Consider the following 12,586-nt stretch of genomic DNA (forward strand, 5'->3'; position numbering starts at 1 on the left):
TTCCTGAGATGATTTAATCTTCAAAACCAAACCGGAACTCGCCCGGTGGCAGCATCAATTTAGGCGGCGTTTTACCTGCTTGCACTATCACGACATCGGCAGGCGTGCCATCTGCCGGTTCTTGCTTGTGAAAGACATAGATCAGGCGTTGTCCTGTAGTGGGTAGTAATTCTTTCGGAATATCCCTGGGTGTAAAACCCGCCAGTGTAGTCAGCCAACTGGCTCTGCCAGTTGTGGGACTGGTGGAATATGCAGGGTAGATGACTTGCATATCGACTAGCTTGTTATTGATACCCAGCTTCAGATATTGCTGACCGCCAGATTTGAGTACAAAAGGCTTTTCCTGCGCCATCCTGGTAAGGGCAGCTTTATACAATTTGCTTTGCCGTGTTGTATCAATATGCTCATACATGGCGGTCTGGTCTATCGTCAGTGGATTGATACCCGTCAGCCTTTTTAATTGCGCCGCCATCTTGGATTTATCGTCATCAGTCTCTGCCACAGGAAATTCATGGGCGTGACTATAGCCTGCATAGATAAAGACTTTTGCCTTTGGGTCTTGCCTGAAGATTTTTTGCACCAGGTTTTTCGCCATCCCTGATTCACGCGGACTATTGACGGGCTCATAGCTGACAAACTTCCATTGATCTTGCATGGCATCACGCAAGAAATTGGAGTATGTGGTTTCTTTAGTTAACATGCCCGTATTTTCGCTGACATATTGTTTTTGCAAAGGGAAGTCGTCATATAAACTGAAGGCTTCACAGGCCAGGTAAGTGTAACCTTCTTTCTTTAATTCCCGCGCCAGTTTCATTGCAAAAGCCCTATGCATGGACACATGATGCGCTTCATTTAAAATGACTACCTGCGTTTTTTTGGCTTCACGGACGATGGCGGTAATGGCATCTTCAGCTTTAGCATTGTTGATGCTGTCGAATTCACTACTCGTCGCTGGAACGTCTTCAACAGGCATTTGGTTGAATGCTGCAATCGCACCATCTACATCCCCCGCCATTGAGCGCATCAATCCTAAAGTCCAATATTTGGAAATAAGCGTTAAACGTTTGGCTTTATCATCGCGATACGTCCTGCTCTCAGCTACCCGCAGTTCTGTTTCTGCTGCTTTTAGCTGTTTTAAGCGTGTTGTAATTGTTGTTGCCGTCTCGCTGCCACCTGCTTGCGCGCATAAATGGACCAGGAAAACCAGTCCTGCTGAAAACTTCAATTTGAATTGACTCACGACCATGTCTGGCAAACTCCTGGTATCAACAATGGCAGATATCCACGGAGGTTTTATTCGACGCAAAGTGTTACGTCTTTCCTCTTAGTGGGAATTTGCTATCTTCGTGTACATGACGTCGGTACGCAAGACATATTTCACCCCACTTTCCACAGGTGCCCCCTGATGCAACATCATATGTGGGAACACCAGTGCCATGCCTTTTTCCGGCTGTATGGTTTCCCAGCGAAAGGATGTGCTACCGCCAGTGTAGTCACCGTTGAGATAAATCAGCAGGGTTAAAAAGCTGACTTCATCTTCTGTGCGGGCATAATTACCATCCTTATGCCATTTGAAGTATTGACCTTCTTCATACCGGTAAAAGCGAAAGCGTTCATTCAGGCCCAGTAAAGTCCATTCCTTCAATTCTGCTGGCAGGAATAGTTTTGCTCTTTCAAAAATAGCTGCTGCCAGGACTTTGTCATCAAAGATAACACGGTCATTATTGCGCACATCTTTGTACATGCGCATGCCTATCCCAGTCTGTATCATGGCTTCTTCATAGCCCATTTGCTCACTGGTAAAGATCATGCGTTCACATTCTTCTTCAGTGATGAAATTTTTGATGCCGAATACGCCAGCGCCGTAGTTATTGAGTTCCATATCGTTCTCGGTTTTGTTTCGTCCTGACAGTAATATAAGATACTTTGTTGTAAATATCAACTAAGTTAGTTTTAAATATTTACAAACTTAGTGACGGATTTGTACTAAATCCGGCTATCGCTTACAATGACGGTATTGAATACTCAGGGGAAAAAGCATGGCGACTGCTAAACAAAGCGAAAAAGAATTTCTGCTCAATTACAATATCCATGACTACGATGTTCCCTTGACCAGTGTAGATTTGGTGATTTTCACAATCCGGGACCAAGCCTTGCAAGTCTTGCTGGTCAAGCGCGGTGACCATCCTTGCAAGGGACAATGGAGTTTACCTGGTGGCTTTATTGATATCCACAATGATATAGACCTGGATGGTGCGGCCCTGCGCAAGCTCAAGGAAAAAACCGGGGTCGAGGCACCTTATCTTGAGCAACTCCAAGGTTTTGGCAGCCGCAACCGTGATCCGCGTGGCTGGTCCACTACCTTTGCTTACTTTGCCCTGATTTCTTCTGACCGTATCACACTCAGCCATGGTGGCAATGCTGATGCCGTACGCTGGTGCCCGGTTGAATCGGACGAGGGTTTGCCCAAGCTGGCCTTTGACCATGCGCAGATTCTGGATATTGCAGTCCAGCGTTTGCGCAACAAGGTGGAATACACGTCTCTGCCTGCCCATCTATTACCAGAAGAATTTACCCTGTCAGAATTGCAGCGAGTGTATCAGGTCTTGCTGGGGCGCTTGGTGGACAAGAGCGCGTTTCGCAAGCGCATCCGGGAAGGTGACTTCCTCGAAGAATTGCCGGGCAAATGGCGTCTCGGCAGTAATCGCCCCGCGCAATTGTATGGCTTGCGCAAAGGGCAGGGTACGGTTTATTTTAATCGTCTGATGACAGGCGAAGTCGGGGCAAAATAGTTTTTCTCCATCCTTAGTTGGGGGCGTTTTGAGCTAATGCCCCAAACCAACATCGTCAAGTTTTGTCAAAAATGCACATTTTTGCTTATCTAAACTTGACGAAAATTTAATATTATCAAATAATCATCCTGCATTCCTGATATTCATGTTTGCCGGACACGCCTTGCTGCGTGCGTCCGGTAAATGTCCGCATCAACAATGTGCACCAGCTAAAGCGGGCAATTGCGCATTCAGTACAAAAAGGGAGACAGTGTATGAGCAAAGATCAAGACCCCATTCCGCCATGTTTTGACCAGGCCAACCAGGCGCCTGAGCGTCTGACCGAGCTGTTTGTCGGCATTGCGCAAGGAAACCGCATCAGGCTGGGCCAGCGTCCGGCAGAGCGTGCAGTGTTCCGCAAATTGCATGGGGTTGCCAGCGCCAGACTGGTCATGGAAAAGAAAATACCTGCGAAACTCAAGGTCGGCGTTTTTGCGCATGAGAGCCTGGATGCCTGGGTCAGATTTTCCAGCGACACTACGCCAACGTCGCCTGACCTGTATTCAACCCTGGGCATAGGTATCAAGCTGTTTGGGGTGCCCGGCCCCAAGGCGCTTGGTGATGATGGCGACACGGCTGATTTCATCATGCAAAACTTCCCGGTTTTCTTTGTTGATAATGCCAAGGAGATGGTGGAGTTCACTTATGCTGGCGTGGTCGCGCAGGACTATCCTGGCTATCTGAAAAGACATCCCAAGACTGCAAAATTACTGGACCAGATGGAAAAGGTCGAGGGCAGTACCCTGACCACGACGTACTGGGCCATCCTGCCTTTCCAGTCCGGGAAAAAAGAGTACGTCAAATATCGCCTGGAGCCGGTCATTCCGCCAGAGAATGTGCCGAATGATGAACGCGATTATCTGGCAGTTGATATGTGTAATCGCCTGGCCAAGCGCGAATACCAGTTCCGCTTCATGGTGCAGCTCAGAACCAATCCCAAGACCATGCCGCTGGACGAGGCAACGGTAGAATGGCCGGAAGCAGAAAGCCCTTTCGTCCAAGTCGCCACCCTGATCTTGCCACAGCAAGATATCAGCGTGCGTGGCCAGTCTGAGTATGGTCAGGGCCTGGCTTTCAATATCTGGCGCGTGCCGCCAGAGCAGGCACCGGTAGGTTCCATCGCTGAAGCCCGCAAGGTCGTGTATGCAGCAGGTGCAGATGCCAGGCATGAAGCCAATGGTCAGAGTTTGCAAGACCCGCGTGAGCCGCGCTCCCCTACTGCGGGCTGTCCCTTTCACGCTGTAGCGCAGGCAAAAGCAGAAACAGTCGTCAAAGATAGTTGTATCGTCAAGGCCGTGATTTATCCAGCTATAGGTGTGGCGCGTGTAGGCACCAGTGAGAAGGAATGGTTTTTGGGGCCGGAAGTGCCTTATCCAAAACCAGAAGCACCAGGCTATTACCGTGACGCCCACAAAAAACTCAAGCGCCAAGGAGCAAGGTTTCGTGTGTATGGTGTGAATGCCAAGGGCGAGATCGTCAAGGAACTCAATGCGGACAATGCAAAAGTAGAGTGGCAGGTGCAACTCGCTAATACAAAGTCAGCCTGGTATGGCTTTCAACTGGCGCTGGATATTCCTGAAGCCGCATCGGCACCGCAAACCACCTTGCGCAATGCGGCAGTGCCGGACAGGACCATGCTGTCCATCACGCCCAAGCAAAGAAAAGTCAGTGGAAAAAAATCCAAGCCGCAGCGTTTTGATGATGGCAAATTCATGGGCAAGCCTGTATATCTGGGCGAGGCTTTTACCGATGAACAAGGTCGTTTGATTGTATTGGGTGGGCATGGTGTATCCGCCTCTTACGACAATAGCCGCGCTATTACCTTTGCCAATAATGAAGGTTGGCACGATGATACTTCTGACGGCCCCATCAATGCCAAGGTTGTCTATGAAGGGCTGGAGTTAATGGTGGAGCCGTCCTGGGTCGTTGTTGCACCGCCCAACTATGCGCCACAAAGAAAATCAGTCCGTACCATGTGGGACTTGATGCGCGATGTCGCCATCACCGCTGGTACTTTACCCAAACCAAAACGCCCCAGTTTTACTTTCGATATCCTGCCCCTGTTTGAACGCCTGAATGGCTTGCAATGGGTGAATGCCGGCTTCAATGCAGGCTTTGGCTGGAAGGGCGCCATCGACCTCACCAGTGCAGATGCTTTATCACGTCTGGCCAGCAATAACACCGCCTATGTAGAATTGCGCCGGACCATCGCCAACCAGTTCCGCAATTATGACGTCGATGCATGGTCACCCAAACCCTGGCCGTGGTTGTATGGTGATGCCATGGCTATACCTGCTGCGCAAACACCAAGGCAAAATGCCTCGCTCACAGCCACCCAACTGGCCATGTTGATGGAATGGGCAGAGGGCAATTTTGTCGAGGACTATGACCCAGAGCGCATACATGCCGAACGCATAGACCAGGTGCCGCTGGAGCAGCAGGGTGACACTCTGACGCAGGCAGCACTGGATTTTTGCCTCGCTGACGCCTTCCACCCCGGTTGCGAAATGACCTGGCCGGTGCGTGCCAGCACCATGTATATGGCACCGTTCCGCTTTGCACATGCATTGGATGGCTGGATTGCACCTGGCCTGGGTGAGATACTGACCAGCGATGGCGTCACCATACCTAACGGCCCCTTGTACGGTCAGCAGGCTGGCGGCATTACCCGCTGGATGGCGGTGCCATGGCAGACAGATACCGCAAGCTGCCGCTCGGGTTACGATAAGTCGTATGACCCGTATGTGCCCAGCTTCTGGCCAGCCCGTGTACCCAACCAGGTTCTGACCAAGCAAAACTATGCTGTCGTCATGGATGAGAAAAAACCGCTGGGTGAAAGGCTGGCCGCATTCGCCAACCGCGCATCCTGGATTAATCCTCTGGGCAGCACCAGCTATACCGACCAGATCAATAATATGATCCGTCATTTTGATCATCTTGGTGTGGTGGAAGTGCATCCCGGCCCGGCTGATCATGTGCACTTCCCGGCGGAGTTTGAAGTCGAAGACCAGCACATACCTATCGCCGACATGCCTGCACCCAATGCTCAGCACGTCGCACATGAAGAGCATGCCAGGGTGGGGGCAGCAGAAGTGACGAATGCTGAATCTGTCGATATCATGACGATAGAAAAAGTACGCCGCTTCCCACGGGGTTTGCATCGTTAGTGGACTGGCACAGTGAAAGCGAAAGTGAAGGACGTGTGCCCGGCGAACCAAGGCAAGGTGCAAAACGCAGCGATAGCGGGGCTATCTCGAGTATTTGCAACGCAGTCATGGTCGGCGCGCGCATGGCAGGTACTTCGCTTTTCACTGTGACGGTTCGCTAAATATGACAAAACTGAAGATAGATACATTGGTCTTAGGGGCAGGGCCTGCGGGCTCTGCCTTTGCCCTGAACCTCGCACCATTCCAAAAAGTAGTGATGTTGGAAGCATCACCGCCAGCGGCCATGCGTATAGGTGAATCCTTGCCAGCCGCAGCCGGCAAGCTGCTGGCTGATATGGGTTTGTATGAGGCATTTTTGCAACAAGGCCATCAGCCTGCGCATTTGAATATCAGTCACTGGGGCAGTGCTCTGGCGACAGAGCAGGATGCCATGCGCAATCTTGATGGGCATGGCTGGTATCTGGACCGTTACCATTTTGATTGCTGGTTGCAGGATGTTGCGCAAGAGCGTGGTGCAGCTTTGCTGAGGCAAGGCAAGCTGCTGTCTTTTGCTCCGGCAAAAAGCAATCCAGAATATTGGGATGCTGTCATTGCTGTACAGGGCAAGACGGTGCAGGTAGAAACCAGAATGCTGATCGATGCCAGCGGCAGAAAATCTCTTCTGACCCGGCAACTAGGCATAGCCCGCAAAGCCATGGATAAACTGGTGTGTAGCTGGCTGGTGGGCATGGATACTGACAATACAGCAGGCTCCAGCCACATCAGTGCCGAGGCTGGCGGCTGGTGGTATAGCTCTTCCCTGCCAGGTCAGGGCCGCATAGTAGCGTTATACACTGATGCCGATTTGCCAGCAGCGGCAGCCTGCAATCATCAGCAAGGGCTGCTGCAGCGCTTGCGTCAGAATACGCAATTGTCATCAAGTCTTGATGAATATGGTTTTGTACCAGGACAGCAGCATGGATATTGTGCCGCCCATACTGCAATGCCGGAGCAGTTAGCCGGGTCTAACTGGCTGGCAGTCGGGGATGCTGCGCTGAGTTTTGATCCGCTGTCTTCGCAAGGAATTTTCAATGCCTTGTACACAGGCTTGGCGGGGGCGGAAGCGGTGTCGCATTATGATGCTGAGGCACAAGCTGGTTATGTGGCGGAACTTGCCTCCATACAGGCGGCCTATCTGCATCATTTGCGAGTCTGGTATCAGCAAGAGCAACGCTGGGTTGATCAGCCATTCTGGCAACGGCGGCTTGCTGCTTGAATTTACTGCCCCTGGTTTACCACGCCAGGGGCAGTAGTTCAACATGACATCAAACTAGATCACACTGTATCGAGTGCAGACTGCAAATCCTGCCTCAAATCTTCCACATCTTCTATGCCTACTGACAGGCGTATGAAAGAGTCAGTGATACCCAGCTTGGCTCTTTGTTCTGCCGGGATCGTTGCATGCGTCATGATGGCTGGATGTTCTATCAGACTTTCTACGCCACCCAGGCTCTCTGCCAGGGCGAATACTTCGCACCGTTCAAGGAAGCGGCGTGCGCCTGCCAGGTCGGTATCCAGTTCTATGGAAATGATGCCGCCAAAACCATCCATTTGCTGTTTCGCCAGTTCGTGCTGCGGGTGGCTTTCCAGTCCTGGGTAATAAACCTTCTTGACCTTGGGCTGCTTTTCCAGCCAGCGTGCCAGGTCCAGGCCATTGGAGTTATGGCGTTCGACACGGATATTGAGTGTCTTGATGCCGCGCAAGGCAAGGAAACTGTCGAAGGGGCTGGCGATTGCGCCAACGGAGTTTTGCAAAAAGCCCAGGCGCTCGCGCCAGTCAGCCTGGTGCACTTCACCACCAACGATGGCGATACCACCGATGATATCGGAGTGACCATTCAGGTATTTGGTCATCGAATGCACGACAATATCAAAACCCAGTTCCAGTGGACGTTGCACTTTGGGACTGGCAAAAGTATTGTCGGCCACGGCGATGATATTGTGCTCGCGGCAGATCTTGGCAATCGCGCGCAGGTCTGCCAGTTTCAGCATGGGGTTGGTTGGTGTTTCCACCCACAGCATCTTGGTGTCGGGGCGTATCGCGGCCAGCACTTCTTCCGGCTTGGTCATGTCTACATACGTGAACTGCAGTCCAGCGCTGCGTTTGCGCACGCGTTCAAACAGGCGGTAGCTGCCGCCATACATATCATCGCCGGCGATGATATGGGCACCGCTGTCGACGATTTCCAGCACGGTGGCAATCGCGGCCAGGCCAGAGGCAAAAGCAAATGCCTGCGCGCCGCCTTCGAGGTCAGCTACCGCTCGTTCCAGCGCCCAGCGCGTAGGATTGTGCGAGCGGCCATAGTCCAGACCCTTGTGTACGCCAGGGCTGTCCTGGACAAAAGTCGAGGTCGCATAGATAGGGGGCATGATGGCACCCGTCACCGGGTCGGGGAACTGCCCGGCGTGGATGACACGCGTACCAAAGGCTTGCGGATGGGTAGGTTTCTTGTATTCGGGATAGCTCATGAAAGTGTCCTGCGCATATGGTTAAGGAGATCAAAGCGGGTAATCAGGCCATAAAACTGCTTTTCCGGTTTGTTGTCTGCAATGATGGCAACCAGGCCGCTGTCCAGTGTGTTGCGCAATGCGGCGATACTGGCGTCTGGTGCCAGGGTTTCTATCTGGCTGGTCATGGTGTCTTCTACGGCACTGCGGAACAGACTTGCATCGGCAGATACTTTCAACAACAGGTCTGATTCATCAATGATACCGATAATCGCGCCATCGCGTATAACAGGCAGTTGCGAGATATCGGCACTGCGCATGCGGTTGAACGCCACCATCAGGGTGTCGCTGGCATTCACGCTGATGACGCCGCCTTCATCGAAGCGGCGGCTGATGATATCGCGCAGATCGTGATAATTTTTACGCTTGAGCAAGCCTTGGTCTGTCATCCAGTTATCGTTATACACTTTGGACAGATAGCGTGTGCCGGTGTCGCAGACAAAAGTGACTACGCGTTTGGGCGTGGTCTGGGCGCGGCAATAGCGCAAGGCTGCGGCCAGCAGGGTGCCGGTGGAAGAACCGGCCAGTATGCCTTCAGCGCGTAACAGTTCACGCGCTGTGCCAAAGCTCTCGGCATCGTCAATGGTATACGCATGTTTGACAGCGCTGAGGTCGGCAATGCCAGGGATGAAGTCTTCACCTATGCCCTCGACTGCCCATGAGCCACTGACTTCATTGATCTTGCCTGTCTCTACGTACTCGGTGAGTATTGAGCCTTTTGGGTCAGCGAGTACAAATTCCAGCGCGGGCTGGACCTTGTTGAAATAACGTGTCAGCCCCGTGAGCGTACCGCCAGAACCTACGCCGACGACGATGGCATCGACTTTGTGGTCAGTCTGCGCCCAGATTTCTGGTCCTGTCGTGGTTTCATGCGCTAGTGGGTTGGCGAGATTATTGAACTGGTCAGCAAAGTAGGAGCCAGGTATTTCTTTGGCCAGGCGTGCAGCATAGTCCTGGTAATACTCGGGGTGACCCTTGCCGACATCTGAGCGGGTGATGTGGACTTCTGCGCCCATGGCCTTTAGGTGCAGGATTTTTTCGGTTGACATTTTGTCCGGCACCACCAGTACTACGCGGTAGCCCTTGGCGCGCGCCACCAGCGCCAGGCCCAGGCCGGTATTACCAGCCGTTGCCTCAATCACGGTGCCGCCTGCCTGTAAGCGGCCTTCGCGTTCTGCTGTTTCTATCATGGACCTGCCTATGCGGTCCTTGATCGAGCCGCCAGGGTTTTGTGATTCCAGTTTGAGGAATAATTCACATGGCCCTGTGTCGAAGCGGGTAACCTTGACCATGGGCGTATTGCCAATCAACGCAAGTACTGCGGGATCAGTTTGTTTTGTCATCTTAGTGTGCTCCTGGGTGCATAGAATAGGGGTGCAACAGGTTTAGCATTTGTTTATGAGGCAGCTATGCTAGCTATTTCATCTCCTGAGGCTAAGGAATTTTTCCAACTAAGCATAGTTGGAAAATGATTTACTTGCATTTGAGTAAAACTAGTTTTGAGGTCAAAGTGGCAAGTATGGGCATAGTATAGCCATAGTTTGGAAAATTGTTGGGGGTATATGCGGTTTGCTTATATCGAGGTCTTGGGTATTTATGTTTGGGCGATGGAGTGGTTCTGTTCTAAACACTGAAGATTGGTTTTGATTTTTTTATTCGTTAAATCGCTCTGATTTGAAGTTGGAGGAGATCTGGCCTTATCTGGCTGATTGATCAGTGCATTGCCGCAATCTATATAACGTCATTCCAGCGTGTTTTTGGCTGGAATCCAGAGGCGTTCATAACACATCGTAAAATGCATTAACTTCTGAATCTTGGTTTTCGTATGTTTTGATTTTCAAATGCCTTTATTCGTCATTTGCGATTGCAGGCCGGGGGTAGCCCGGCGGCTACTCACTTTTCTTGCTGTCGCCAAGAAAAGTAAGCAAAAGAAGGCGACCCAGGCGTAGCCGCCCCCTAAAGGGGTTTCCCATTTGTGCAGTACAAAACATGGGAAGATCCGAAACTCACCTTCGGCTCAAACAGCGGCTCTTCTTTTTCCATTTTCTGCACAGCACAAATGGCGGCTACACATGGGAACTGCAAACGACAACAACAACCCCAACATCAATGCGACCTTGATTTATATTCTTGAATGCACTGTGAATTGTCTAATGTCAGATGAGTTAATCCGGTCTATCGATAGCCCGCAAAAGTAAATGCCGCACGAGGCGGCATTGAAAGTGGGGGACTTGTTACGTTAAAGCGTGAACGGTTGGGACGAGCCGCCTTTATTTTATTGTGTGCTGTGCGTCAGCTTTCTGTTTGCCCTTCTTTGTGATGGAAGGGCGCAAACCAGCATACCGCAAAAGAAGGGATAGTTGCCAGCATAACGAAGATGAAATAATTTGTATAACCCAACAATTGCTGTAAATGGCCGCTGATGACGCCAGTCACCATCATGCACAGGCCCATGAGGCCGGTGCCGAAGGCGTAGTGGGTTGTTGTGTATTTTCCGGGGGCTAACTGCTGCATCAGGTAGATCATGAAACCGACCGAGCCAAAGCCAAAGAAGAATTTTTCAATGGCGACACCAGCGGTGATCAGCCACAGGCTTTCTGGCTGGAAGACACTCATGACCAAAAAGCTGGCATTCGGGATATTCACTGCGCAACAGAGTATAAATAGAGTGGGTTGCAAACCACGCTTGGCGACAAACCAGCCGCCGAGCAAAGAGCCGAGCAAAACGGCGATCAGGCCATACGTGCCATAGGTCAGACCCAGCATTTCATTCGATAAACCCAGTCCCCCCTTGCTGACAGGATCGACCATGAAGAAGGGGCCGATTTTTTCCAGGAAACCGATGCTGAGGCGGAACAGGAAGGCGAAAGCGATCATGAGCCAGACATCACGTTTCTGGAAAAAAGTGGCGAAAGAATCGCGCAAGATGAACAGGGCTTCGCTGACATTGGCGGGTGTATTTTGTGCCTTTGCACCGTCAGGCATGGTACGTAAATGCCAGGCTGCCATGAGGGCGATGATGCCTGCGACGATAAGGAAAATCACGCGCCAGGCATCCATCCAGTCTGCACCGAATACCTTGGGGTCGTGATGAAAAAAGTCAGTATGCAGTTTGCCGCTCAAATAAACCAGGCCGCCTGCCGCAACGATGGGGCCGATATTCCAACTCAGGCTCTGGATGCCGCAATACAGCGACTGCGCCTTGCTGTTCAGTGAGGTGACATAAACGCCGTCAGCAGCGATGTCCATCGTCGCACCGAGGAATGAGATGGCCAAGAACAGGCTCATCAGTATCAGCATGTAGTTGGGCAGTGACATGACTAGTGTAACGCCGACAAAACCGACGGCAATGATCAACTGCGTGCAAATGACAAAAAATTTCTTGGTTTTGTACATTTCCACAAAAGAGGCGAACACGGGTTTGATGGTGTAGGCGAGGATAAGGTAACTCGCATATTCAGCGGCCTTGCCATTGTCCATACCCATGTTCTTGAACATGATGGCGCTGACATTGGTGAGCATCATATAGGCCAGTGCCATCGTAAAGTAAGTGGTTGGCACCCAGAACAAAGGGGATTTCCTGACCTGATTTGCCGGGGGATTAGTGATTTCTGTTTCAATCATCATGGGCTGCACGCTTCTTTTCATTTGGGCGGCATGCCTGCTCGTCTAAGTTATTGCAACGCTTTGGCCATGCGATGCAGAACATATGACATTCATTGATAGCTCTATTCAGGATATGTCCTTTTTGTAGAGGATATAACCCGGGGATTGCTGACCAATGAATTGGCAGGCTGTCTCGTTTATAGTTTTATTTAGTTAGATTTTAAATCGGCATCCATTTTTATGAAAACCTTTTCAAGCACAGAATAGCATGAAATTTTGATGAAGCACATTCCAATCGAAATTTTTTTAAAATATTTGGAGCCTTGACACTGGTACACGCATATCCGTGTTGAGTTATTGGTATCTCTCAGAAAGCATGTATATCGGGAGGATTTTAATCATGTTCTTTTTGATTTTCGATGTGAATTCATGTGG

General features: G+C 51.0%; 8 protein-coding genes. 3 read left to right on the forward strand and 5 right to left on the reverse strand.

Going from position 1 to position 12,586, the window contains the following annotated elements; translation table 11 throughout:
• Window positions 1–13: 13 nt before the first annotated feature.
• Together ACO0LG_RS13705 and ACO0LG_RS13710 are read right to left on the reverse strand one after the other, a co-directional pair.
• Window positions 14–1,027, reverse strand: coding sequence for a hypothetical protein (locus ACO0LG_RS13705; protein WP_423027170.1), 1,014 nt, complete (start codon window positions 1,025–1,027; stop codon window positions 14–16).
• A 297-nt stretch (window positions 1,028–1,324) separates the two neighbouring features.
• Window positions 1,325–1,882, reverse strand: a complete 558-nt coding sequence (locus ACO0LG_RS13710; RefSeq protein WP_423027172.1) for a 2OG-Fe(II) oxygenase — start codon at window positions 1,880–1,882, stop codon at window positions 1,325–1,327.
• 157 nt (window positions 1,883–2,039) lie between these two features.
• Between ACO0LG_RS13710 and ACO0LG_RS13715 the strand changes: the two genes are divergently transcribed.
• The 3 genes from ACO0LG_RS13715 to ACO0LG_RS13725 all read left to right on the forward strand — a co-directional run bounded on the left by ACO0LG_RS13715 (window position 2,040) and on the right by ACO0LG_RS13725 (window position 7,253).
• Window positions 2,040–2,792 (forward strand): NUDIX hydrolase, encoded by a 753-nt coding sequence (locus ACO0LG_RS13715; protein WP_423027174.1) that lies wholly within the window; start codon window positions 2,040–2,042, stop codon window positions 2,790–2,792.
• A gap of 254 nt (window positions 2,793–3,046) precedes the next feature.
• The gene (locus ACO0LG_RS13720) at window positions 3,047–5,998 is read left to right on the forward strand and encodes a LodA/GoxA family CTQ-dependent oxidase (RefSeq protein ID WP_423027176.1); all 2,952 of its coding nucleotides are present in this window, start codon (window positions 3,047–3,049) and stop codon (window positions 5,996–5,998) included.
• 163 nt (window positions 5,999–6,161) lie between these two features.
• The gene (locus ACO0LG_RS13725; RefSeq protein ID WP_423027178.1) at window positions 6,162–7,253 is read left to right on the forward strand and encodes a tryptophan 7-halogenase; all 1,092 of its coding nucleotides are present in this window, start codon (window positions 6,162–6,164) and stop codon (window positions 7,251–7,253) included.
• Window positions 7,254–7,312: 59 nt separating this feature from the next.
• Here the strand turns inward: ACO0LG_RS13725 and ACO0LG_RS13730 are convergent, their stop codons facing one another.
• The 3 genes from ACO0LG_RS13730 to ACO0LG_RS13740 all read right to left on the reverse strand — a co-directional run bounded on the left by ACO0LG_RS13730 (window position 7,313) and on the right by ACO0LG_RS13740 (window position 12,172).
• Complete coding sequence (locus ACO0LG_RS13730) at window positions 7,313–8,506, reverse strand: trans-sulfuration enzyme family protein (RefSeq protein ID WP_423027180.1); 1,194 nt, start codon at window positions 8,504–8,506, stop codon at window positions 7,313–7,315.
• Window positions 8,503–9,888, reverse strand: coding sequence for a pyridoxal-phosphate dependent enzyme (locus tag ACO0LG_RS13735; protein ID WP_423027182.1), 1,386 nt, complete (start codon window positions 9,886–9,888; stop codon window positions 8,503–8,505). The genes ACO0LG_RS13730 and ACO0LG_RS13735 overlap by 4 nt, the downstream gene beginning before the upstream one ends.
• 949 nt (window positions 9,889–10,837) lie before the next feature.
• Window positions 10,838–12,172 carry an MFS transporter gene (locus ACO0LG_RS13740; protein WP_423027184.1) on the reverse strand — a complete coding sequence of 445 codons (1,335 nt, stop codon included), beginning with the start codon at window positions 12,170–12,172 and terminating at the stop codon, window positions 10,838–10,840.
• Between the last annotated feature and the right edge of the window lie 414 nt (window positions 12,173–12,586).

It is taken from the genome of Undibacterium sp. Ji42W, from assembly GCF_049340405.1.
Classification (GTDB): domain Bacteria; phylum Pseudomonadota; class Gammaproteobacteria; order Burkholderiales; family Burkholderiaceae_D; genus Undibacterium.